General features: G+C 60.2%; 22 protein-coding genes and 1 pseudogene. 11 read left to right on the top strand and 12 right to left on the bottom strand.

The features are described from left to right. Positions 1-9: 9 nt before the first annotated feature. From ispC to rpsB, 7 genes are all read right to left on the bottom strand, one after another. A complete protein-coding gene (ispC, locus tag SOP97_RS05400; protein WP_322948495.1) occupies positions 10-1194 on the bottom strand; it encodes a 1-deoxy-D-xylulose-5-phosphate reductoisomerase in 1185 nt (394 codons plus the stop codon). Then, entirely contained in the window at positions 1191-2006 is an 816-nt protein-coding gene (locus SOP97_RS05395; protein ID WP_322948494.1) for a phosphatidate cytidylyltransferase, read from the bottom strand. The genes ispC and SOP97_RS05395 overlap by 4 nt, the downstream gene beginning before the upstream one ends. Beyond that, on the bottom strand, positions 2006-2755 hold the full coding sequence (gene uppS, locus SOP97_RS05390; RefSeq protein WP_322948618.1) for a polyprenyl diphosphate synthase: 750 nt from the start codon (positions 2753-2755) through the stop codon (positions 2006-2008). Before uppS ends, SOP97_RS05395 begins: the two co-directional genes overlap by 1 nt. 22 nt (positions 2756-2777) lie before the next feature. After that, the gene (gene frr, locus SOP97_RS05385) at positions 2778-3335 is read right to left on the bottom strand and encodes a ribosome recycling factor (RefSeq protein ID WP_274086796.1); all 558 of its coding nucleotides are present in this window, start codon (positions 3333-3335) and stop codon (positions 2778-2780) included. Continuing rightward, the gene (gene pyrH, locus SOP97_RS05380; protein WP_274086797.1) at positions 3325-4074 is read right to left on the bottom strand and encodes a UMP kinase; all 750 of its coding nucleotides are present in this window, start codon (positions 4072-4074) and stop codon (positions 3325-3327) included. The genes frr and pyrH overlap by 11 nt, the downstream gene beginning before the upstream one ends. 189 nt (positions 4075-4263) lie before the next feature. Then, on the bottom strand, positions 4264-5127 hold the full coding sequence (gene tsf, locus SOP97_RS05375) for a translation elongation factor Ts (RefSeq protein ID WP_322948493.1): 864 nt from the start codon (positions 5125-5127) through the stop codon (positions 4264-4266). Between the two features lie 186 nt (positions 5128-5313). Continuing rightward, positions 5314-6054 carry a 30S ribosomal protein S2 gene (gene rpsB, locus SOP97_RS05370; protein ID WP_274086799.1) on the bottom strand — a complete coding sequence of 247 codons (741 nt, stop codon included), beginning with the start codon at positions 6052-6054 and terminating at the stop codon, positions 5314-5316. A gap of 283 nt (positions 6055-6337) precedes the next feature. Between rpsB and map the strand changes: the two genes are divergently transcribed. Both map and SOP97_RS05360 read left to right on the top strand, forming a co-directional pair. Next, positions 6338-7120: a type I methionyl aminopeptidase gene (gene map / locus SOP97_RS05365; protein WP_322948492.1), complete on the top strand. Its 783-nt coding sequence runs from the start codon at positions 6338-6340 to the stop codon at positions 7118-7120. Between the two features lie 41 nt (positions 7121-7161). Continuing rightward, positions 7162-9864, top strand: coding sequence for a [protein-PII] uridylyltransferase (locus SOP97_RS05360; protein ID WP_322948491.1), 2703 nt, complete (start codon positions 7162-7164; stop codon positions 9862-9864). Positions 9865-9915: 51 nt separating this feature from the next. Here SOP97_RS05360 and SOP97_RS20300 read toward each other — a convergent pair whose 3' ends face one another. Further along, the gene (locus SOP97_RS20300) at positions 9916-10680 is read right to left on the bottom strand and encodes a methyl-accepting chemotaxis protein (protein ID WP_411912033.1); all 765 of its coding nucleotides are present in this window, start codon (positions 10678-10680) and stop codon (positions 9916-9918) included. Between the two features lie 90 nt (positions 10681-10770). Continuing rightward, positions 10771-11715: pseudogene (locus SOP97_RS20295) on the bottom strand (HAMP domain-containing protein); the annotation flags it as partial. A gap of 370 nt (positions 11716-12085) precedes the next feature. Here SOP97_RS20295 and dapC point away from each other — a divergent pair. From dapC to SOP97_RS05330, 5 genes are all read left to right on the top strand, one after another. Beyond that, positions 12086-13288: a succinyldiaminopimelate transaminase gene (gene dapC / locus SOP97_RS05350; RefSeq protein ID WP_322948489.1), complete on the top strand. Its 1203-nt coding sequence runs from the start codon at positions 12086-12088 to the stop codon at positions 13286-13288. Then, a complete protein-coding gene (locus SOP97_RS05345) occupies positions 13285-13632 on the top strand; it encodes an ArsC family reductase (protein WP_274086804.1) in 348 nt (115 codons plus the stop codon). Before dapC ends, SOP97_RS05345 begins: the two co-directional genes overlap by 4 nt. A gap of 38 nt (positions 13633-13670) precedes the next feature. Continuing rightward, complete coding sequence (gene dapD / locus SOP97_RS05340) at positions 13671-14705, top strand: 2,3,4,5-tetrahydropyridine-2,6-dicarboxylate N-succinyltransferase (protein WP_322948488.1); 1035 nt, start codon at positions 13671-13673, stop codon at positions 14703-14705. A 148-nt stretch (positions 14706-14853) separates the two neighbouring features. Next, on the top strand, positions 14854-16059 hold the full coding sequence (locus SOP97_RS05335; protein WP_322948487.1) for an aminotransferase class V-fold PLP-dependent enzyme: 1206 nt from the start codon (positions 14854-14856) through the stop codon (positions 16057-16059). Further along, positions 16056-16469 carry a SufE family protein gene (locus tag SOP97_RS05330; RefSeq protein WP_322948486.1) on the top strand — a complete coding sequence of 138 codons (414 nt, stop codon included), beginning with the start codon at positions 16056-16058 and terminating at the stop codon, positions 16467-16469. The genes SOP97_RS05335 and SOP97_RS05330 overlap by 4 nt, the downstream gene beginning before the upstream one ends. On the opposite strand, the gene SOP97_RS05325 is transcribed toward SOP97_RS05330, so the two are convergent. Further along, the gene (locus SOP97_RS05325; protein WP_322948485.1) at positions 16466-17269 is read right to left on the bottom strand and encodes a substrate-binding periplasmic protein; all 804 of its coding nucleotides are present in this window, start codon (positions 17267-17269) and stop codon (positions 16466-16468) included. The two genes, SOP97_RS05330 and SOP97_RS05325, sit on opposite strands and share 4 nt — an antisense overlap. An 86-nt stretch (positions 17270-17355) precedes the next feature. Further along, the gene (gene tcdA / locus SOP97_RS05320; protein ID WP_274086809.1) at positions 17356-18165 is read right to left on the bottom strand and encodes a tRNA cyclic N6-threonylcarbamoyladenosine(37) synthase TcdA; all 810 of its coding nucleotides are present in this window, start codon (positions 18163-18165) and stop codon (positions 17356-17358) included. 251 nt (positions 18166-18416) lie between these two features. Here tcdA and SOP97_RS05315 point away from each other — a divergent pair, with 251 nt between their 5' ends. From SOP97_RS05315 to SOP97_RS05300, 4 genes are all read left to right on the top strand, one after another. After that, entirely contained in the window at positions 18417-21017 is a 2601-nt protein-coding gene (locus SOP97_RS05315; RefSeq protein ID WP_322948484.1) for a glycosyltransferase, read from the top strand. 89 nt (positions 21018-21106) lie between these two features. Beyond that, the gene (gene dapE / locus SOP97_RS05310; protein ID WP_322948483.1) at positions 21107-22261 is read left to right on the top strand and encodes a succinyl-diaminopimelate desuccinylase; all 1155 of its coding nucleotides are present in this window, start codon (positions 21107-21109) and stop codon (positions 22259-22261) included. Further along, a complete protein-coding gene (locus tag SOP97_RS05305) occupies positions 22258-23064 on the top strand; it encodes a putative RNA methyltransferase (protein WP_322948482.1) in 807 nt (268 codons plus the stop codon). Before dapE ends, SOP97_RS05305 begins: the two co-directional genes overlap by 4 nt. A 2-nt stretch (positions 23065-23066) precedes the next feature. Beyond that, entirely contained in the window at positions 23067-23441 is a 375-nt protein-coding gene (locus tag SOP97_RS05300) for a hypothetical protein (RefSeq protein WP_274086994.1), read from the top strand. Positions 23442-23553: 112 nt separating this feature from the next. Here the strand turns inward: SOP97_RS05300 and SOP97_RS20290 are convergent, their stop codons facing one another. Further along, on the bottom strand, positions 23554-24309 hold the full coding sequence (locus SOP97_RS20290) for a methyl-accepting chemotaxis protein (RefSeq protein WP_411912032.1): 756 nt from the start codon (positions 24307-24309) through the stop codon (positions 23554-23556). Positions 24310-24402: the final 93 nt, after the last annotated feature.

Raw genomic sequence — 24402 nt, 5'->3', positions numbered from 1 at the left:
CGCCGGCGCTTAGCGCCGACTCAGCCATTGCTCAGCCAGATCACGGGCGCGGCTATCAGCTGCCAACACCGCATCCAGACTCTCAACCGCCAAGGCGGGCTCAGTGTGCAAAACGTCTTCGATCATACTCGCGATCTCAGGGAAACGGATGCGCCGCTCAAGGAAAGCAGCCACAGCCACTTCGTTCACCGCATTCAACATGGCCGGCGCAGTACCGCCTGCTTGCGCCGCCTCACGCGCCAAGCGCAAGCAGGGGAAGCGCTGCTCATCGGGCGCCTGGAAGTCCAGGCGGGCGACGGCGAACAGATCCAGCGGCGCCACACCGGAGTCGATACGCTCCGGCCAAGCCAGTGCATGAGTAATTGGCGTACGCATATCCGGATTGCCCAACTGGGCTAGTACCGAGCCATCCACATAGTCCACCAGCGAATGGATCACGCTTTGTGGATGCACCACCACCTCAATCTGCGCCGGTGTCGCGTCAAACAGCCAGCAGGCCTCGATCAGCTCAAGGCCTTTGTTCATCATGCTGGCTGAATCGACCGAAATCTTGCGCCCCATCGACCAGTTAGGGTGCGCACAGGCCTGCTCCGGCGTCACCGTATGCAATTGTTCCAGCGGCATCTCACGGAATGGTCCGCCCGACGCGGTCAACAGGATACGTCGCACCCCGACCTGCTGCAGGCCAAGGGAATAGTCACCCGGCAGGCACTGAAAAATTGCATTGTGCTCACTATCAATCGGCAGCAACACCGCGCCACTGCGTTTGACCGCCTGCATAAACAAGGCACCGGACATCACCAGCGCTTCTTTATTGGCTAGCAGGACTTTTTTGCCCGCCTCCACTGCCGCCAACGTCGGCGGCAAGCCTGCCGCCCCCACGATGGCCGCCATAACGGTATTCACGTCAGGATGGGCCGCCACCTGGCACAACCCTTCCGGGCCATGCAACACCTGAGTGGCCAGCCCGGCTGCACGCAATGTTGCTTGCAGTTGATCAGCCGCCTGCGCCTGCGGCACCACGGCAAAGCGCGGCCGATAAATCATGCACAGCGCCTCCAGCTCGGCCAAACGGCTGAAACCGGACAACGCAAAGACTTGATAGCGCTCAGGGTGGCGCGCAATGACATCAAGGGTGCTGAGGCCGATCGAGCCCGTCGCCCCAAGCACCGTAACCTGCTGCAGATGGCTCACAGCGCGCCCCAACCCGCCAACCACAGTAACGCGGCGAATACCGGGATCGCTGCAGTCAGGCTGTCAATACGATCGAGCACGCCGCCGTGACCTGGCAACAGATTGCTGCTGTCTTTAACCCCAGCCTGGCGCTTAAACATGCTTTCAGTCAGATCACCAACCACCGAGATCAGCACCACCACAGCGGTACCCAGCAAGCCCAGCAGCAGACTGGCAAACGACCAGTCGCGGTAAATCGCTACGCCCACACAGATCAGCAGCGTGGCCAACAAACCACCAAACACCCCTTCCCAGCTTTTGCCAGGACTGACCTGCGGGGCCAACTTGCGCTTACCGAAACGACGCCCACTGAAGTAGGCACCGATATCCGCGCCCCACACCAGCACCATCACCGCCAAAATCAGCCAGTTCGCTTCGGGCCACTGCTTGAACAGCACCAGCCCCTGCCAGGCTGGCAACAGAATCAGCAGGCCAATTATCAATTTGGCCGGCAGTCCGACCCAGTAGCGGCTACTGGCCGGATAACCGAGCACCAGAGCGGTCGCCAGCGCCCACCAGATCAGCGCGCACAGCAACACCCAAGGCGCTAAAACAGGCACCAGGTACAAGACCAGTAGGAGCGCTGCAACCAACACCGCAAACGCCACACGCTGCACCTGCGCAGTCAAGCCGGCCAGACGCGCCCATTCCCAAGCGCCCAGACTGACTACCGCACCGATAAACAGCGCAAACAGCGGGCCATCGAGCAGAAAGAAACCGCCCAGAGCGAATGGCAACAACACCAACGCCGTGATAATTCGTTGCTTGAGCATTAACTACGAGCCTCGGCAGCCACCTGATCGCTGGTTTTCCCAAAGCGACGCTGGCGGCTTGCAAAATCGGCCAAGGCGTTGCGCATGGCGTCGTGTTTGAAATCCGGCCAGTACAGGTCGGAGAAATACAGCTCGGTGTAGGCCAACTGCCAGAGCAGGAAGTTACTGATACGGCGCTCGCCGCCCGTGCGAATGCACAGGTCAGGTAAGGGTAAATCGCCGGTCACCAGACAGCTTTGCAGCAATTCCGGGGTGATGTCCTCAGCGCGCAAATGGCCGCCTTGAACTTCACGCGCCAGGCGCTGCGCAGCCTGGACGATATCCCACTGACCGCCATAGTTGGCCGCCACCTGCAGGACGAAACGTTTATCACCGGCGGTTTGCGCCTCTGCCTCACGCATCGCAGCTTGCAGCTCAGGGTGAAAGCGCGAGCGATCACCAATAATGCGCAAGCTGATATCGTTGGCGTTGAGTTTTTTCGCCTCGCGACGCAGCGCACTGAGGAATAATTCCATCAGCGCACTGACCTCCTCCGCTGGGCGCTGCCAGTTTTCACTGGAGAAGGCAAACAGGGTCAGCACCTCGACGCCCGCCTCCGCGCACACTTCGATCACCGCGCGCACTGCATCGACACCGGCTTTATGGCCAGCAACGCCGGGCAGAAAACGCTTCTTCGCCCAGCGATTATTACCGTCCATGATGATCGCCACATGCCGTGGCACGCCGGGCAGACTACCGTCTTTGGTCATTTCCATGACGATATCCCGGCCGTTAAACGGCCATCAGATCCGCTTCTTTCTGCTTCACTGCCACTTCGATTTCCGCCACGAACTTGTCCGTCAGCTTCTGAATCTCGTCGGCCGCACGGCGCTCTTCGTCTTCGCTGATTTCCTTCTCTTTGACCAGGTCTTTCAACTGGCTCAAGGCATCACGACGGATATTGCGTACAGCAACACGGCCATCTTCAGCCGCATCGCGCGCTTGCTTAGTGAAGCCCTTACGGGTTTCCTCGGTCAGCGCGGGCATGGAAATCAGCAGCAACTCGCCCAAGTTGGTTGGGTTAAAACCCAGGCCCGAGCTTTGGATAGCCTTGTCAACAGCGGCCAGCATGTTGCGCTCGAACGCCACAACCTGCAGGGTGCGGGCGTCCTTGACGGTGACGTTGGCCACCTGATTCAGCGGGGTGTCTGCACCGTAGTAAGGCACCATCACACCGCCGAGAATGCTCGGGTGGGCCTGGCCGGTACGGATGCGACTAAAGGCGTGAATCAGCGATTCCAGGCTCTTTTGCATACGTGCCTGAGCGTCTTTCTTGATCTCATTGATCATGGGTATCTTCCTCAATCAGAGTGCCTTCAGCGCCGCCGACGACAACGTTCAGCAGAGCACCGGGCTTGTTCATATTGAAAACGCGCAGCGGCATAGCATGGTCGCGGCACAGACAAATAGCGGTCAAATCCATTACGCCCAGCTTGCGGTCGAGCACCTCATCGTAGGTCAGGCGATCGAACTTCTCGGCATGCGGGTCCTTGAATGGATCGGCAGTGTACACACCATCGACCTTGGTCGCCTTGAGCACGACGTCAGCATCGATCTCGATGGCACGTAGGCAGGCAGCCGAGTCAGTGGTGAAGAACGGATTACCAGTGCCAGCGGCGAAGATCACCACCTCACCGGTTTTCAGATGACGCAACGCCTTGCGGCGGTCGTAATGGTCGGTCACCCCAACCATGGAAATCGCCGACATGACGATGGCCGGGATGTTCGAGCGCTCCAGTGCGTCGCGCATGGCCAAGGCGTTCATCACGGTGGCCAGCATACCCATGTGGTCGCCAGTTACCCGATCCATGCCCGCTGCGCTGAGCGCCGCGCCACGGAACAAGTTGCCACCGCCGATCACCAAGCCGACCTGCACACCGATACCAACCAGCTGACCGACTTCCAGAGCCATGCGGTCAAGCACCTTCGGATCGATACCGAAGTCTTCAGACCCCATCAGGGCCTCGCCGCTAAGTTTGAGCAGAATGCGCTTGTAGCGCGGTTGACGACCACTCATCTGCTGAGCCATTGCGAGTCTCTCCTGCGGCGTTTGAATTCTGCGCGAACCTTGAGTTCACGTTTAGTGGGCGCTTTGACAACAGCCCGGGTCATTGGTGCCAAAGCCCAACCACCCCACAACATAGCTGCCCCCTTAATTTGACAAAGAGGCCGCGCGCGTTAGCGGGCAGCCTCTTCGGGGCGACAGCGATTAACTGTCTTACTGCTTGCTGGCAGCCAGCTGGGCAGCAACTTCTTCAGCGAAGTTGTCGACCGGCTTCTCGATGCCTTCACCTACCTGGAAGCGGGTAAAAGAGACGATTTCAGCGCCGGCTTTCTTGGCCAGATCACCGACCTTGATTTCCGGGTTCTTAACGAAGGCCTGCTCAACCAGGCTGGCTTCAGCCAGGAACTTGCTGATACGGCCGCCAACCATCTTCTCGACGATTTCGGCTGGCTTACCCTTGATCTTGTCTTCGTTGAGGCTGATAAACACGGCTTTTTCGCGTTCGATGGCTTCAGCGGAAACTTCCGAAGGCAGCAGGAATTCTGGGTTGCTCGCCGCAACGTGCATGGCGATGTCTTTAGCCAGCTCAACAGAGCCGCCTTTCAGAACGACAGCAACACCGATCTTGTTACCGTGCAGGTAAGTACCGACCACGTCACCTTCAACGCGAACCAGGCGACGAATGTTTACGTTCTCGCCAACTTTACCTACCAGAACCAGACGATCAGCTTCACGCGCTTCGATCAGCGGAGCAGCATCAGTCAGCTTGTCAGCAAACGCTTGCTCAACGCTGGCGGCTACGAATGCCTTGAAGTCATCCTGCAGAGCCAAGAAGTCAGTCTGCGAGTTCACTTCCAACAGAACAGCAGCTTTGCCGTCTTCTTTGACCGCGATAGCGCCTTCAGCAGCCACGTTGCCGGCTTTCTTGGCAGCCTTGATCGCGCCGGAAGCACGCATGTCGTCGATAGCTTTTTCGATGTCGCCGCCAGCCTTGGTCAAGGCCTTCTTGCAATCCATCATGCCTTCGCCAGTACGCTCACGCAGTTCTTTTACCAACGCTGCAGTAATCTCTGCCATTTCAAAATCCTCTGGATAGGTTGTTAACCATTCCACCCGCCAAAACAAACGGGCGCTCAATTCTTAACGCATTGCCGACAATGGCTAGAAACAATTACAGCTGCACGTCGACGATGGTTTTAAAGGTGGCAAAAAGGGGGCCAAGCCCCCTTTTTGCGAACTAAGCAAACGCTAGACGCGCTCTACTTAGCCTTCAACAGCTGCAGCCGGGGCTTGCTCGACGAATTCGTCGGTGCCGCCATTGGCGTTGTTGCGAGCACGGATCACAGCATCAGCCATGGCGCCCATGTACAGCTGGATAGCGCGAATGGCGTCATCGTTACCTGGGATGATGTAGTCAACGCCTTCCGGGCTGCTGTTGGTATCAACAACGCCGATAACTGGGATGCCCAGCTTGTTGGCTTCGGTGATAGCAATGCGCTCGTGGTCAACGTCGATTACGAACAGTGCGTCTGGCAGACCGCCCATGTCCTTGATACCACCCAAGCTGCGATCCAGTTTTTCCAGATCACGAGTGCGCATCAGCGCTTCTTTCTTGGTCAGCTTGGTGAAAGTACCGTCTTGGGACTGAACTTCCAGATCACGCAGACGCTTGATCGAGGCACGGATAGTTTTGTAGTTGGTCAGCATGCCGCCCAACCAGCGATGATCGACGTACGGCGAACCGCAACGCGCTGCTTCTTCAGCAACGATCTTGCCAGCGGAACGCTTGGTGCCGACGAACAGAATCTTGTTTTTGCCCGAAGCCAGCTTCTCAACGAACGACAGTGCGTCGTTGAACATTGGCAGGGTTTTTTCAAGGTTGATGATGTGGATCTTGTTACGCGCGCCGAAAATGTACTTGCCCATTTTCGGGTTCCAGTAACGGGTCTGGTGACCGAAGTGCACACCGGCCTTCAGCATATCGCGCATATTGACTTGGGACATGATAGTTCCTTGATAAGTCGGGTTAGGCCTCCACGTATCCCGATCTCCAACCCGCGAACTTGTCGCTAGGCACCCAGGAAACCGTGTCGATACGTGTGTGGGTTTAGGCTCCCGGGCACACAGCCCGTAAAGCGGCGCGTTTTATATCATAAAAGACGGCGCCAAGCCACACGCATTCGCAGAAAACCGCACCCAAGCAGCATGGCTCTTTACGTGCTGCTTATGGCTTGCGGCTGGTAGCTGCTAAGATGACGCCCTTTCTGTTCGCGTCCGAGAACCGCACATGACCGTCACCATCAAAACGCCCGACGAAATCGAGAAAATGCGCCTAGCCGGCCGCCTGGCTGCCGACGTGCTGGAAATGATTGGCGAGCACGTCAAGCCCGGTGTCACCACCGAAGCGCTCGACCGCATCTGCCATGACTATATTGTTAACGTGCAACAGGCCATCCCTGCACCGCTCAACTATAAAGGCTTCCCCAAGTCGATCTGCACCTCGGTCAACCATGTGGTTTGCCACGGCATCCCCAATGACAAGCCGCTGAAAGAAGGCGATGTGATCAACATCGACATCACCGTGATCAAGGATGGCTACCACGGCGATACCAGCAAGATGTTTATGGTGGGTAAAGTGCCCGAGTGGGCTGAGCGTCTGGCCACAGTCACCCAGGAGTGCCTGTATAAAGGCATCGAACTGGTCAAGCCGGGTACCCGCCTGGGCGACATTGGTGAAGTGATCCAGAAGCATGCGGAGAAAAATGGTTTCTCGGTGGTGCGCGAATATTGCGGGCACGGCATTGGCGCGGTGTTCCACGAAGAGCCGCAGGTGCTGCACTACGGTCGCGCTGGCACCGGTATGGAGCTGGTAGAAGGCATGACCTTTACCATCGAACCGATGATCAACCAGGGCCGCGCCGAAACCCGCACCCTAGGGGACGGCTGGACCGCAATCACCAAGGACCGCAAGCTGTCCGCCCAGTGGGAGCACACCCTATTGGTGACCGCTAACGGCTACGAGATCTTCACCCTGCGCAGCGATGACACCATCCCGCGTACGTCGGCCTGAGCCCTCACCGAGTCTGCTTTATAGATAGAAGGAAGGCCGTAATGCCGCAGGTAGATCCAGAGTTGTTCGACCGCGGCCAGTTCCAGGCTGAACTGGCCCTCAAGACCAGCCCTATTGCGGCATTCAAAAAGGCTATCCGCAACGCCCGCGACGTGCTCGACGGGCGCTTCAAAAGCGGCCGCGATGTGCGCCGATTGATCGAAGACCGCGCCTGGTTTGTTGACCAGATCCTGTGCGAAGCCTGGCAGCGCCTACCCTGGAATGAAGACGCCGATATCGCCCTGCTGGCCGTCGGCGGTTATGGCCGTGGTGAGCTGCACCCCTTCTCCGATATCGACCTGCTGATCCTGCTCGATAACGCCGATCACGAAACCTTCCGCGAGCCGATTGAACGCTTCCTCACGTTGCTGTGGGACATTGGCCTGGAAGTCGGGCAAAGCGTGCGCAGTGTCGACGAATGCGCCGAAGAAGCGCGTGCCGACCTGACGGTGATCACCAACCTGATGGAAAGCCGCACCATTGCCGGCCCGGAGCGCTTGCGCCAGCGCATGCAAAGCGTCACCAGCCCGGCAAAGATGTGGGCCAGCACAGACTTCTTTGTCGCCAAACGCGCCGAGCAGCGCGCCCGCCACGCCAAATACAACAACACCGAGTACAACCTGGAACCCAACGTCAAAGGCTCGCCTGGCGGCCTGCGCGATATCCAGACCATTCTTTGGATGGCACGCCGGCATTTCGGCATGCTTAATCTGCACGCCATGGTCGGCCAAGGCTTTTTGCTGGAAAGCGAATACGCGCTGCTGGCCTCCAGCAAAGAGTTTCTTTGGAAGGTCCGCTACGCCCTGCACATGCTGGCTGGGCGCGCCGAAGACCGCTTGCTGTTCGACCACCAAGTCAAAGTGGCCGAGCTGCTGGGTTTTAAAGAGCAGGACAACAAGCGCACTATCGAGCGCTTTATGCAGAAGTACTACCGCGTAGTGATGGCCATTGCCGAGCTGAGCGACCTGATCATCCAGCACTTTGACGAGCAGATTCTGCGTGCCGGCGAGGTCACCCAGGCCACAGCCCTCAACAGCCGTTTCCAAGTGCGCAACGGCTATATCGAAGCCGTGCACCCGGGCATCTTCAAGCGCACGCCGTTCGCCATTATGGAGATTTTCGTGGTGATGGCGCAGAACCCGGAAATTGAAGGGATATGCGCCGACACCATTCGCTTACTGCGCGACCATCGCTATCTGATCGATGATGAGTTCCGTAACGACATCCGCAACACCAGCCTGTTTATCGAACTGTTCAAATGCAAGGAAGGCATCCATCGCAACCTACGGCGGATGAACCGTTACGGCATTCTCGGCCTTTACCTGCCGGAATTCGGCCTGATTGTCGGGCAGATGCAGCACGACTTGTTCCACATCTACACGGTCGACGCGCACACGCTTAATGTGATCAAACACCTGCGCAAGCTAACCAAGCCTGGGGTTGCCGAGAAATTCCCCCTGGCCAGTGAACTGGTCGACAAGCTGCCCAAGCCGGAGCTGATTTACCTGGCGGGTATTTACCACGACATCGGCAAAGGCCGCGGCGGTGACCACTCGGAACTGGGCGCGGTTGATGCAGCCGCCTTCTGCGCGCGCCACCAACTGCCCAGCTGGGATTCCAAGCTGATTGCCTGGCTGGTGCAGAGCCATCTGATGATGTCGACCACCGCGCAGCGCAAAGACCTCTCCGACCCACAGGTCATCTCCGACTTTGCCCATTTGGTCGGCGATCAGACGCGCCTGGATTACCTTTACGTGCTCACCGTGGCCGACATCAATGCCACCAACCCCAGCTTATGGAACTCCTGGCGGGCAACCTTACTGCGTCAGCTCTACACCGAGACCAAGCGCGCGCTGAACCGCGGGCTGGAAAACCCGCTGGACCGTGAAGAGCAAATTCGCCTGACGCAAAGCGCAGCGCTGGACATATTGGTGCGCGGCGGCACCGATGCCGATGTCGCTGAGCAACTGTGGGCGCAGCTGGGTGATGATTACTTCCTCCGTCATTCGGCTGAAGATGTGGCCTGGCATACCTTGGCGATTATCCGTCACCCTAACGATGGCAGCCCCTTGGTGCTGATCAAGGAAACCACTCAGCGCGAATTTGAGGGCGGCACACAGATTTTCATTTACGCCGAAGACCAGCACGACTTCTTCGCGGTAACGGTGGCGGCCATGGCCCAGCTCAACCTGAACATCCATGACGCGCGGATTCTCACCTCCACCAGCCAGTTCACCCTCGACACCTACATCGTGCTGGAAAGTGAAGGCGGCTCGATTGGCGACAACCCCGCGCGCATCAACGAAATTCGCCAAGGCCTGATCGACGCCCTGAAAAACCCCGACGACTACCCCAGCATCATTCAGCGCCGGGTGCCGCGCCAACTCAAGCACTTCGCTTTTGCGCCGCAGGTGACCATCCACAACGACGCCAACCGCCCAGTCACCGTGCTTGAAGTGATTGCCCCAGATCGCCCCGGCTTGCTGGCACGCATCGGGCGAATTTTCCTGGACTTCGACTTGTCGCTGCAGAACGCCAAAATCGCCACCTTGGGCGAACGGGTAGAAGACGTGTTCTTTATCACCGACGCCAACAATCAGCCGCTCTCCGATCCCGAGCTGTGCGCCAACCTGCAGGCCACCATCGTGCGCAAGTTATCGGCACCCAGCACCAGCGAAAACCAGCCGGCACAGCACACCATCTGATACACCAAGCGCGCTAGGCCGTGATCAGCCTCGCCTAACGCGCCCTGCCGTTTAGATGCGGAAGCTGTCTACCAGCTGCTTGAGTCGACCGGCCTGCTGATCCAGTTCAGTACACGCCCGCAAACTGGCCTCCAGGTTGCGCACGCCGTCTTGGTTCAGCACGTTGATTTCGGTGATGTCCATATTGAGGTTTTCGACCACCGAGGTTTGCTCCTCGGTCGCGGTGGCCACCGACTGGTTCATGCCGTCAATCTCACCGATGCGCCGCGTCACGCTCTGCAGATTTCCCCCAGCCTGCTTGCCAATACGCACGCTGTCATCACTGAAACGACGGCTTTCGACCATGGTGTTGACTGCATCCTGAGCGCCTGTTTGCAGCTGCTCGATCATCTGCTGGACTTCCTGCGCCGAACTCTGAGTGCGCTGCGCCAGGTTACGCACCTCATCCGCCACCACCGCAAAACCACGCCCAGCCTCGCCGGCGCGAGCGGCCTCAATGGCGGCGTTAAGGGCCAATAAGTTGGTCTGCTCGGAGATGCCCTTGATCACATCAAGGATCTGGCCGATGTCGTTGCTCTTCTGGCTCAGGGTTTCGATGTGCGCGCCAGCCGCCTCGATCTTGCTCGACAGATCACTCATCGCGCCCAAGGTTTTCTCGACCATTTGCTGGCTATTTTCGGCACCTTGGCGTGCACCGCTAGCCTGAGTGGAGGCATCGGCGGCGTTGCGCGCAATCTCTTGCGCAGCAGCGCCCAGCTCGTTGATCGCCGCCGCCACACTGTCGGTCCGCGCGGCCTGCTCGCTAGAGTTACTCATCGACGCATTGGACGCTGCCACCACAGTGCGCACGCGTTCATGCACCGCACTGGTGGTCGACGCCACTTCGCGGATCGACTCGTGAATCCGCTCGACAAAGCGGTTGAATGCCACCGCCAGCTCACCGAATTCATCCAACGAGTTAACCTGCAAACGCTGGGTCAAATCGCCCTCACCTTGGGCAATATCGCCCATGGCGCGACTCATCACATGCAGTGGCTGCAACAAAAAGCGAATCAACAGCCCGAGCAGCAGCAAGATCGCCGCGACGCCAATCACCATCACCATCACCGCCGACAGGCGGAACTCCTGCAACGCGGCATAGGCCTTGTTCTTGTCGACTGACAGGCCGACATACCAGCGAACCCCTTGCAGGCCTTGCACCGGGACAAAGGTGACAATACGCGCCGCACCATCGGCCGCCTGCACGTCTTGCAGGGCAGTACTGAGCATGGGCTTGCCGCCAGGAAAGAGATTGTCCAAGCCTTTGAGCACCTGCTCGCGGTCAGAGTGAACCAGCACAGTGCCGGTGTCATCGACCAGGAAGGCATAACCCAGCCCGCCAAGATCCAGCGAACTAAGGATATTGTCGATGGTTTCCAACTTCAGGTCGCCACCCACCACTCCCGCCAGTAGGCCATTACGACGTACTGCACGGGTAATGGTGATCAACAAGCCATCACGCGGATCAGCCGCCAGGTAAGGCGCGGTCAGGCCGACACCAGAACCCGCCTGAGCCATTTTGTACCAAGGGCGCTGGCGTGGGTCATAGCCGGCCGGCAAGTCGCTGGCGGGGTATTGGGTATAGGTGCCGTCTGCTTCACCGAGGTAGGCGTATAAAAAGGAGGACGCAATACTGCGATGCTGAAGGCTGTTGCTGAGCGCGACAGCATCGCCGCTGTCCTCCACCGTCTCGCCGAGCGAGTCGAGCAGCAGAACGCGGCCATTCAGCCAGTGCTGAATATTGCCTGCCGAGACATTACCCATGTCACGCAGGTAGTTCTCAAGGTTCTCGCGGATGGCGTTACGTTGCATGTAGTCGTTGTACAAGGCAAATGAGGCAAAGGCCGCAATCACCACCAATGACGCAGCCAACATGATCTTGTGGCTGAATTTTAGGTTGCGCATTAATACTCTCGTTAAGCGGGTCAGCAATAGGCGTCCGGCTCTTTGTCCGGTAAGCCGACTATCGGCCCAGACCACAGGGGCTTTAGTTAAAAAGGCAGGTATCACTTACCCCAGGCAAGGCGCAGCAGGGCGCCAGGCCATTGGCTCGCATTGGCGGGGGCCGCAGCTAGACCAAGCCGGCGGGGGATTAGGCCGTAAATCCCCCCCACAGAATTCTCTAAATGCGTCTTAACGTGCTAGTGTCGCGACCTTTTAAGCATTCCAGTAGCGATCCGTCATGAACCACGCCCTCGCCCACCTCCAGCCCTATCCCTTTGAGAAATTGCGCGCCCTGCTCGGCAGCGCCACTGCGCCGACCGGCAAAACCCCAATTGCCCTGTCAATTGGCGAGCCCAAACACCGTTCACCGGAATTTGTGGCTGCAGCGCTCAGCGCCAACCTTGACCAGCTCGCGGTGTACCCGACCACGCTGGGCATTCCGGCGCTGCGCGAAGCCATTGCCGCCTGGTGTAGCCGCCGCTTCGGTTTGCCGGCCGGTGTGCTCGATCCGGCGCGCCATATACTGCCGGTCAACGGCACGCGTGAGGCGCTGTTCGCCTTTACCCAGGCGGTGGTGCAGCGTGATGTTGACGGCCTGGTGGTCAGCCCCAATCCGTTCTACCAAATCTATGAAGGCGCCGCCCTGCTCGCCGGCGCGCAGCCGTACTACCTGCCGTGCCTGGCAGAACATGGCTTCAACCCGGACTTCGACGCGGTCAGCGATGACGTCTGGCAGCGCTGCCAGATCCTCTTCCTCTGCTCACCCGGCAACCCGACGGGCGCGCTGATTCCGCTCGACACACTGAAAAAGCTAATCGCCCTGGCCGATAAATTCGACTTCGTGATTGCCGCCGATGAGTGCTACAGCGAGCTGTACTTCGATGAAGGCAACCCGCCTGCCGGCCTGCTGAGTGCCTGCGCCGAACTGGGCCGGCATGATTTTGCGCGCTGCGTGGTGTTCCACAGCCTGTCCAAGCGTTCCAACCTGCCAGGCCTACGTTCAGGCTTTGTCGCCGGCGACGCCGACATTCTGAAATCTTTCCTGCTGTACCGTACCTACCACGGCTGCGCGATGCCGGTGCAAACCCAGCTGGCCAGCGTAGCCGCCTGGAGCGATGAAGAACACGTTAAGGCCAACCGCGAGCTGTACCGCGAGAAGTTCGACGCAGTGCTGGCGATTCTTGACGGCGTATTGGATGTACAGCGCCCAGACGGCGGGTTCTACCTATGGGCCAGAACGCCGATAGACGATGAAACATTTACCCGCGAGCTGTTTGCTCGCGAGCATGTCACCGTAGTGCCCGGTTCCTACCTGTCACGCAGTGTCGATGGCCATAATCCAGGCGCGAACCGCGTGCGTATGGCGCTGGTCGCCCCACTGGCGGAGTGCGTGACAGCGGCAGAGCGTATTCGTGATTTTGTGAAGGGCCTCGACGCATGAGCAACACCCTGTTTGGCATCAAAGCCTGCGACACCATGAAGAAAGCCCGCACCTGGCTCGACGAGCACGGGGTAAGCTATGCCTTTCATGATTACAAAACCTGCGGTATCGACCGCGGCAACCTGGAAAAGTGGTGCAACGAGCATGGTTGGGAAATCGTCCTAAATCGCGCAGGCACCACCTTCCGCAAGCTGGACGAGGCGCAGAAAAGCAACCTCGACCAGGACAAGGCGATCGAACTGATGCTCGCCCAACCGTCGATGATCAAACGCCCCGTGCTGGATCTCGGCAACAAGACCCTGGTCGGCTTCAAGGCCGATCGCTATGCCGCCGAACTGGGTTGACCACTCGGCCCACATGAATTTGCGGTAAGGAAAATAAAATGAACACCACCCTCTTTAGCCTGGCCTTCGGCGTTGGCACCCAGAACCGTCAGAGCAACTGGCTGGAAGTTTTCTATGCACAGCCGCTGCTCAACCCAGCCAGCGAGCTGGTCGCTAAAGTCGTAGAGCAACTTGGCTATACCGGCGGCAACCAGGCTATCAGCATCACTACCGCTCAAGCCGGCGACCTGGCCGAAGCCCTGAAAAATGTAGATGTGACGCAAGCCGCCCTGCTCACCCGCCTGGCCGAAAGCCAGAAGCCGTTAGTCGCCACCCTGCTGGCTGAAGATACTACGCTGACCAGCACGCCTGAGGCTTATCTCAAGCTGCACCTGCTGTCGCATCGCCTGGTCAAGCCACATGGCTTGAACCTGACCGGTATTTTCCCGCTGCTGCCAAACGTCGCATGGACCAGCCAAGGCGCAGTCGATCTGGCTGAGCTGGCTGAACGCCAGCTTGAAGCACGCTTGAAGGGCTATTTGCTGGAAGTCTTCTCGGTGGACAAGTTCCCGAAAATGACCGACTACGTGGTGCCGGCGGGTGTGCGTATCGCCGACAGCGCGCGTATTCGCCTGGGCGCCTACGTGGGCGAAGGCACCACCGTGATGCACGAAGGCTTTGTTAACTTCAACGCCGGCACAGCAGGCCCAGGCATGATCGAAGGCCGCGTGTCCGCGGGTGTCTTCGTCGGCAAGGGTTCGGACTTGGGCGGCGGCTGCTCGACCATGGGCACCCTGTCCGGTGGCGGCAACATCGTTATCTCCGTGGGCGAAGGCTGCCTGATCGGTGCCAATGCCGGTATCGGCATTCCATTGGGCGACCGCAACACCGTGGAGTCCGGCCTGTACATCACTGCTGGCACCAAGGTGGCGCTGCTGGATGCCGACAACAAGCTGGTCAAGGTGCTTAAAGCCCGCGAACTGGCCGGCCAGCCGGACCTGCTGTTCCGCCGCAACTCGCAAACTGGCGCCGTGGAGTGCAAAACCCACAAGTCAGCGATCGAACTAAACGAAGCCCTGCACGCGCACAACTAAGCGCAGCGCAGTTACCACAGGCCGGGCTAATGCCCGGCCTGTTTATTTATACTCAGTTTTGTAGGATGGTTTGAGCATCGCAATACCCATCACGCTCATTATGGGTATCGCTGCGCTCAACCCATCCTACGGTCTCGATTGCCTACCCATGCCTATCCATTCCCCCTGGCGCGCTGACTTCCCTGGCATCTTGGCCCTTGAGGCCGAGGGCCAGACCTACCTGGACAGCGCCGCCACCGCACAAAAACCCCAGGCCATGCTCGATGCCCTGCTCGGCTATTACGCCGGCGGTGCCGCCAACGTGCATCGTGCCCAGCATGTGCCCGGCGAACGCGCCACCCGTGCCTTCGAGGCCACCCGCGAGCAGGTTGCACGCTGGCTGAATGCCGCCGACGCGCAGCAAATCATCTTCACCCGCAGCGCCACCGAAGCCTTCAACCTGCTGGCTTATGGCCTGGAACAGCAGTTTCAGCCGGGCGATGAGATCGTCATCAGCGCCTTGGAACATCACGCCAACCTGCTGCCCTGGCAACAACTGGCTCGGCGCCGTCAACTCAAACTGGTGGTGTTGCCGCTGGACAGCCACGGCCTGATCGACCTGGTGCAAGCCGCGCAGCTGATCGGCCCGCGCACCCGCTTGCTCGCAGTCAGCCAGCTGTCCAATGTGCTCGGCAGTTGGCAGCCACTTGAATCACTGCTGGCACTGGCACAGGCGCAAGGCGCGCTGACCGTAGTGGACGGCAGCCAAGGCGTGGTGCACGGCCGCCATGATGTGCAGGCGCTGGGCTGCGACTTCTACGTCTGCTCTAGCCACAAGCTCTATGGCCCGGACGGAGTCGGCCTGCTTTACGGCCGCACGCACGCCTTAGAACAACTGGCGCACTGGCAGTTTGGCGGGGAGATGTTGTTGCACACCGACTACCGCAACGCCAGCTTCCGCCCTGCGCCATTGGGCTTTGAAGCCGGAACGCCGCCGATTGCCTCGGTGATTGCCCTCGGCGCCAGCCTGGATTATCTGAGCAGCCTCGATACCGATGCCGTTGGTGCTCACGAAGCCGCCTTACACGCCGAGCTGCTCAGCGGCCTGCAGCAGCGCCAGGGGCTACGCCTGCTCGGCACACCAAACGTCGCCCTGGCCAGTTTCGTGGTCGAGGGGGTGCACCATGCCGACCTCGCCCACCTGCTGAGCGAACAAGGCATTGCCGTGCGCGCCGGCCATCACTGCGCCATGCCCTTGCTGCAAGGTCTCGGCCTGAACGGCGCGCTTCGCGTCTCCCTCGGCCTGTATAACGATACGGCTGATCTACAGCGCCTTTTCACCGCACTGGACCAAGCCCTGGAGCTGTTGCAATGAGCCTGCCCACCAGCGCCCAAGCCGCACTGGAGGCCTTCAGCGCCTGCCAGGGCTGGGAACAACGGGCACGCTTGCTGATGCAGTGGGGCGAGCAGCTGGCGCCACTCAGCGACAGCGAACGCTGTGAAGACAATCGGGTCAGCGGCTGTGAAAGTCAGGTGTGGCTGCTGATCGAGACAACGGGGCAATACCGGCAGTTTCGCGCTTACAGCGATGCACGCTTGCTGCGCGGGATGCTCGCCTTGTTGCTGGTACGGGTCAACGGTTTGACCCTGACCGAGCTGCAGCAGCTGGACCTGCCCGACTGGTTTGCCCAACTCGGCCTGGCGCGCAACCTCTCACCCTCTCGCAGCAATGGCTTGCAGGCGGTACTCACCCGTATGCAGCAGTTGCTGGCAAGCGACGACTAAAGTGCGCGCTGACCCGCAGCAGGGCCGAGCGAATTTAAATGCTGCTGCAATCGCTGTAATTCGCCCTTCTCGGTCAACTGACGTAAACCGGCATTGAACAGCGCACGCAATTGATCGGCCTGGGCTTCGTGCTTGCGAAACAGCAGGTGCAGCGACTCACGATTAAGAATGCGCGGGTGATGGCTGATGGCCGCACGCTCAGCCGGTGAGAACATGCGGCGCAACATGGCATAGCCAACCGCACGGTCCTGCACAAAGGCGTCCACACGGCCCAGGCTCAGCAAACGTAAACCGGTACTTTCTCTGCCACCCTGCTGCACGCGCAACTCCCCAGCCTGCAGGGCCGCATCAAGCTGAGGGCCATAGGAATAACCAAGCGTGGTGGCAATGCGCATTGCCTTGAGGTCTTCGACAGTTGCCCAATCCAGCGGCTGCTCGCTGCGCTGGAACAACACAAACTCGCCCTGCACCAGAGGATCACTGCAGGCGCTGATGTGTTGCCGCTGCGCTGAGCAGGAATAGGGCATCACCGCATCCAGGCTGCCCTGCTGCAGCATTAACAGGTTGCGTTCCCAAGGGTGGTAAACGAACTCGACCTGGTAGCCTGCCGCATTGAAAATCTCACGGATTAGGTGTGTCAGCGCACCACCATCCTCACGCTGCTGGTCAACATAAGGTGCCCAGTCGCCAGTACCGACACGCACAACCGGTTGAGCACTGACATCCAGGCAGCTGAGCAGGAGCACCAGCGGCAGCAGATAACGCAGGGGACGGTTTAGCGCACGACGCAACAGGGACAACACAAACACCTCAACGGGTAACCACCAGCATGTCCCTGCTGAATATCGACCAGCGTTGGTCATTCCTTACCGCGTGCCAGCAACAGTTAGGCCGTGGGCGACCGTTCTGCGGGGCGGCGCGTACCGGCCACCAGTTTGTCGACGATGCGCGCGGCAGCGACCATGCCAAAAGTTGCCGTGACCATCATCACCGCACCAAAACCACCGGCGCAGTCGAGCTTGACCCCATCACCGACAAAAGCCTTGTACTGACACACCGTGCCATCGGGCTTGGGGTAACGCAGTTGCTCACTGGAGTAGACGCACGGCACGCTGTAGTTGCGCCCTGGGGTGCGCGAGAAGCCATAGTCACGGCGCAGGGTGGAACGCACTTTGGAGGCCAGTGGGTCATTCCAGGTCTTGTTCAAGTCGCCGACCTGGATTTGCGTCGGATCGATCTGCCCGCCCGCACCACCGGTAGTGATCACCTGGATCTTGCGGCGTTTACACCAGGCGATCAGCGCCGCTTTGGCGTTAACGCTGTCGATGCAATCGATCACCGCGTCGAGCTGCGGGGTGATGTACTCGGCCATGGTCTCGCGGGTGACAAAATCCGCCACCGCGTGCACCACGCAGGCCGGGTTGATGCCACGAATGCGCGCCGCCATCACCTCGACCTTGGGCTGGCCAACCGTGCTGTCGAGCGCATGCAACTGACGATTGCTGTTGCTCACGCACACGTCATCCAGATCAAACAGGGAAATCTCACCCACCCCGGAGCGGGCCAAGGCTTCAGCGGCCCAAGAGCCGACGCCGCCAATACCGACCACGGCGACATGGGCAGCCGCCAGCCGCTCAGCCCCTTGCTGGCCATACAAACGGGCAATTCCGCCAAAGCGTTGTTCATCCACAGGCATCTTTATCACTCACTCCCAGCTGCGGCGCGCATTATAGGTAGCCTGTGGCCTGTGCCCAAGCGCTGTTTGGCGCAGGCCATGCCTAGGCGAAAAGCAGCCGCCTCATAGAGCCGCACGAGGAACCTTCAAGCCACTTCATCGTCCCATTGATAGCCCCACAGGCCGGGCTATACAGCCCTGTAGCGGCGGCGTAGCATGCGCCACCCGACGCTCGTCGATTTCTCATCGCCCTTTCGCTGGACCTGCTCACTATGCCTTCGCGTAAGTTTGGACTGAACCTGGTCATGTTCCTGGCGATTGCCGCCTTGTTTACCGGTATCTGGGCGCTGTACAACCGCCCGGTAACGGCCCCTGATTGGCCGGAACAGGTCTCCGGTTTTTCTTTCTCACCCTTTCGCGCTGGGCAAAACCCACAGAAAGACACCTACCCCAGCGACGCGCAGATGCGTGAGGACCTGGAGCTGCTGAGCAACCAGACCGACAACATCCGTACCTACTCGGTCGACGGTCCGTTGGGCGACATCCCCCACCTGGCAGAAGAATTCGGCCTGCGCGTGACCCTGGGCATCTGGATCAGCCCCGACCTGGCGCGTAACGAGCGGGAAATCAGCAAGGCCATCGAGATTGCCAACAACTCACGCAGCGTAGTGCGCGTGGTGGTCGGTAACGAGGCGCTATTTCGCAAGGAAGTCACAGCAGACGCATTGATTGCTTACATCGACCGCGTGCGCGCAGCGGTCAAGGTGCCGGTGACCACCTCCGAGCAGTGGCACATCTGGCAGGAATACCCGGAGCTGGCGCAGCACACCGACCTGATCGCCGCCCACGTACTGCCTTACTGGGAGTTCGTGCCCATGGAGGACGCCACCGACTTCGTCCTCGAACGCGCCAAAGACCTGAAAAAACTCTTCCCGAAAAAACCCTTGCTGCTCTCGGAGGTCGGCTGGCCGAGTAACGGCCGTATGCGCGGTGGCGCTGACGCCTCACAAGCCGATCAGGCCATCTACCTGCGCACCCTGGTTAATGCGCTGAATGCCAAGGGTTATAACTACTTCGTCATCGAAGCCTTCGACCAGCCGTGGAAGGCCAGCGATGAAGGCTCGGTCGGCGCGTATTGGGGCGTGTACAACCTCGAACGCCAGCCCAAGTTCACCTTCGAAGGCCCGGTGGTGGCGATTCCGCAGTGGCGCCTACTGGCCATCGGTTCGGTGGTCCTGGCGTTGCTCAGCTTGGCATTGATGCTGATCGACGGCAGCGCCCTGCGCCAGCGCGGGCGCACCTTCCTGACCTTTGTCGCGTTTGCCGGCGGCTCCGCCCTGGTGTGGATTGGCTACGACTACAGCCAGCAGTACAGCACCTGGTTCAGCACCCTGGTCGGCCTGCTGCTCGGCATAGGTGCCTTCGGCGTGTTTATCGTGCTGCTTACCGAGGCTCATGAGCTGGCCGAAACCGCCTGGACTCGCGCACGCCGTCGCCCCTTCCAGCCAGTGGACAGCGACAGCGCCTACCGGCCCAAGGTGTCGATCCACGTGCCCTGTTACAACGAGCCGCCGGAGATGGTCAAACAGACCCTCGACGCCCTCGCGGCGCTGGATTACCCGGATTACGAAGTCATCATCATCGACAACAACACCAAGGACCCGGCCGTGTGGGAGCCGGTAGAGGCCTACTGCAAAGTATTGGGCCCGCGTTTCCGTTTCTTCCACGTCGCACCGATTGCCGGCTTCAAGGGCGGCGCGCTGAACTACATCCTGCCGCACACCGCGCCAGATGCCGAAGTGGTGGCGGTGATCGACGCCGATTACTGCGTCGATAAAAACTGGCTCAAATATATGGTGCCGCACTTCAGTGACCCGAAAATCGCCGTGGTGCAGTCGCCGCAGGATTACCGCGACGGCAACGAAAACATCTTCAAAAAGCTCTGCTACGCCGAATACAAAGGCTTCTTCCATATCGGCATGGTGACGCGCAACGACCGCGACGCAATCATCCAGCACGGCACCATGACCATGATCCGCCGCACCGTGATGGACGAGCTGAAGTGGGCCGATTGGACCATCTGCGAAGACGCCGAGCTGGGCCTGCGCGTATTCGAGCAAGGCTATAGCGCCGCCTACGCCCACCAGAGCTTCGGCCGCGGGCTGATGCCGGACACCTTTATCGACTACAAGAAGCAGCGTTTCCGCTGGGCCTATGGTGCTATCCAGATCATGAAGGGCCACGCGCGCAGCCTGTTCCTCGGCAAAGGTTCCCAACTCAAGCCCGGCCAGCGCTACCACTTCGTCGCTGGCTGGCTGCCGTGGGTGGCGGACGGCCTGAATATCTTCTTCACCGTCGGTGCGCTGCTCTGGTCGGCGGCGATGATCATCGTGCCGCAACGGGTCGACCCGCCGCTGATGATCTTCGCCATCCCGCCGCTGGCGCTGTTCTTCTTCAAGTTCGGCAAAATCATGTTCCTCTACCGCAAGGCCATGGGTGTGGATCTGGTGCGCTCATTCCAGGCGGCTATCGCTGGCTTGGCGCTGTCGCACACCATCGCCAAGGCGGTGCTGTACGGCACCTTTACCAAAACCATCCCGTTCTTCCGCACCCCGAAGATGGCCAACAACCACGGCATTCTGGTGGCCTTGGTCGAGGCTCGCGAAGAAGTGTTCATCATGCTGCTGCTATGGGGTGCAGCACTGGGCATTAGCGTTGTCCAGGGCATGCCCAGCGCCGATGTAAAGTTCTGGGTGGCGATGCTCCTGGTGCAATCACTGCCTTACCTGGCGGCGCTGATCATGGCCCTGCTGTCGTCATGGCCCGCGCCTCAGCCAAGCGTACAGCCCGCCCAGCCCGCCGCCACTGAGTAGCCGCAGACTGGAATGCCAGACGGCGGCCAATGGCCGCCGTTTTGCTTTAAGATGGCGGCCTTTCCGCTTGACGCCGCCTTGGAGCCGCAATGACCGCCAACGCCACGCCCCTCTCCCCGACGCTGGAGCTTGCCTGCGAGCTGATCCGCCGCCCGTCCGTTACCCCGCTCGATGAAGGCTGCCAGGAACAGATGACGCGCCGCTTAGCGGCTTGTGGCTTCACCATCGAACCGATGCGGATCGAGGAAGTGGACAACTTCTGGGCCACCCACGGCAGTAACGACGGTCCCGTGCTGTGCTTTGCCGGGCATACCGACGTGGTGCCAACCGGCCCGGTACAGAGCTGGCAGCATCAGCCCTTCGATGCCTTGATTGACGAAGACGGCATGCTCTGCGGCCGTGGTGCGGCGGACATGAAAGGCAGCCTGGCGTCGATGATCATCGCCGTTGAGCGCTTCGTGGCCGAATACCCAAACCACAAAGGGCGTATCGCCTTTCTGATCACCAGCGACGAAGAAGGCCCGGCGCACCATGGCACCAAGGCCGTGGTCGAGCGCCTGCGCGCGCGCAACGAACGTCTGGACTGGTGCATCGTCGGCGAACCGTCGAGTACCACCCTGGTCGGTGACGTGGTGAAGAACGGCCGTCGCGGCTCGCTCGGCTGCACCCTCACCGTGCGCGGCAAGCAAGGCCACGTGGCCTACCCGCATCTGGCCCGCAACCCGATTCACCTGGCCACCCCAGCGCTGGCCGAACTGGCCGCCGAGCACTGGGACGAAGGCAATGCGTTCTTCCCGCCGACCAGCTTTCAGGTCTCCAACCTGAATGCCGGTACGGGCGCGACCAACGTGATCCCTGGTGAACTGACGGCGATCTTCAACTTCCGCTTCTCCACCGAATCCACAGTGGAAGGCTTGCAGCAGCGTGTTGAAGCAATCCTCGGCAAACACGGCCTGGACTATCACCTGGACTGGGCGTTGTCGGGCATGCCATTTCTCACCGAACCCGGCGCCCTGCTTGACGGCGTTGCCGCCAGCATCAAAGCGGTCACCGGTCGTGACACCCAGCCGTCGACCAGCGGCGGCACCTCCGACGGCCGCTTTATTGCCACCCTAGGCACCCAGGTGGTGGAACTCGGCCCAGTCAACGCCACGATTCACCAGGTCGACGAGCGCGTACTGGCCAGTGATCTGGATGTGCTCACCGAAATCTATTATCAAACCTTGGTGAACCTGCTCGCATGAGCCTGACCTGCCCTATCTGCCAAGGCGCGCTGAGCACCGTAGACAACGGTGTGGCCTGTCCGGCCAACCATCGCTTCGACCGCGCACGCCAGGGTTACCTGAACCTGTTGCCGGTGCAGCACAAAAATAGCCGTGACCCAGGCGACAATGCCGCCATGGTCGAGGCGCGTCGGCGCTTTCTCGATGGCGGCCATTACGCGCCCCTGGCCAAACGCTTGGCCGAATTGGCGGCGCGCTATAACCCGAACCGCTGGCTGGATATTGGCTGTGGCGAGGGTTATTACACCGCACAAATCGCCGATGCCCTGCCACACGCCGACGGCTATGCCCTGGATATCTCCCGCGAGGCAATAAAGCGCGGCTGCAAGCGCGCCCCGCAACTAAGTTGGCTGGTGGCGAGCATGGCCCGCGTGCCATTAGCTGATGCCAGCTGCCAACTGCTGGCCAGCGTATTCAGCCCGCTCGACTGGCAGGAAGCCAAACGTCTGCTGGCGCCCGGTGGCGGCCTGCTGCGCATGGGGCCAACCCGTGACCACCTGATGGAACTACGCCAGCAGCTGTATGACGAAGTGCGTGACTATGATGATCAGAAGCACCTGGAGCTGATCCCTGAAGGCATGCGCCTGGCGCACAGCGAAACCCTGACATTTACTCTACAACTGGACAGCAGCGAAGCCCGCGCCGACCTGCTAGCCATGACCCCACACGGCTGGCGCGCCAGCGCCGAACGCCGCGCCGCGGTAATTGCCCAACCCTGTGCAGTGACCGTTGCCATCCGCTACGACTGGATCGAGAAGCTATGACCATGCGCCAACCGGATATCGAGATTTACCTGAAAGACGCCGACCACAATGCCATTGGCGAGTGGTTGAGCAACGCACTAGGCAGCTGCACACCCTGGCAGCAGAAAGGCCAAACCTACAAATGCATGGCCGGTGATGTACCCGTCACCTGGTTGCCCAAGGCCGTCGGCAAATGGCACAGCCTGTTTTTGGAAAGCGATGCCACGCCCTGGGCCGACGACCTCACGTGCGCGCAAGCGGCTTTTGCCGCCCTGAATGTCGAAGTGCGCTGTGCGCCCAACGGCTGGGAAGAAGAGGAAAGCGACGAGCAGGCCGACCGCTGGATGCGCATCAGCGCCGACGGGGTTGAGGAAATCACCTGGCGCACCGCTAACTGAGCGGCTGACAGACACACAAAACCCCGCCTAGGCGGGGTTTTTTTTAACCGGGCGTTGACTGCTTGTCCGGTTTCTTCAGCGCTTCATTACAGCGCTCACGGCGCAACATCGCCTAGATACGGAACTGCCCGACCAATTCTTGCAAGCGCAAGGCCAGGCCATTGAGTTCACGCGAGGTCTGCGCGCCCTCGGCGGCATCGCTGGCAACGCCATCCACCGCCCCGGCAATCTGATGCACGCTGCGGTTAATCTCCTCGGCCACGGCGGTCTGCTCTTCGGCTGCACTGGCGATCTGCGCGTTCATCGAATTGATCGTGCCGATCAGGCCAGCGATGGTGTCCAGCGCCGTACCGGCTTGGTTGGCCTGTTCGCGGGTGCTTTCGCCCTTCTCACCGGCGCGCTGCATGCTGGCCACCGTACGGGCCGTAGCGTTTTGCAGGCGGTCGATCATGCTTTGAATCTCGCCAGTGCTTTGCTGGGTGCGGCTCGCCAGCGCCCGCACTTCGTCGGCAACCACCGCGAAACCACGCCCGGCTTCGCCAGCGCGCGCCGCTTCGATGGCCGCATTCAGTGCCAGCAGGTTGGTTTGCTCGGCAATAGCGCGGATCACATCAAGCACGCTGACGATGCCCTGTACGTCTTTTTGCAGGCTTTCCAGCGACTCACCACTGCTGTGCATTTCCACGCTCAGCTCATGGATCTGCTTGATATTCAATTCCACCACATGTTTGGCGGACTGGCCTTGCTGATCGGTTTCCTGAGCGGCTTCGGCCGCGCGCTGGGCGCTCATGGCCACTTCGTGGGCCGCCGCAGACATTTCATTAATCGCCGTGGCGACCTGGTCCGTTTCATGCCGCTGGCCTTCCATCGCCTGCTCCGAACGCTGCGCCTGGCTGGCTACTGCGCCGACTAGGCCACTGAGCTGGGTTGTCGTGCCGGCGACCTGATGCACCAGACCATG

Origin of the sequence: Pseudomonas spirodelae (assembly GCF_034653255.1) — a bacterium.
GTDB classification, from domain to species: Bacteria; Pseudomonadota; Gammaproteobacteria; order Pseudomonadales; family Pseudomonadaceae; genus Aquipseudomonas; species Aquipseudomonas spirodelae.
This window is presented reverse-complemented; position numbering and strand designations above follow the sequence as displayed.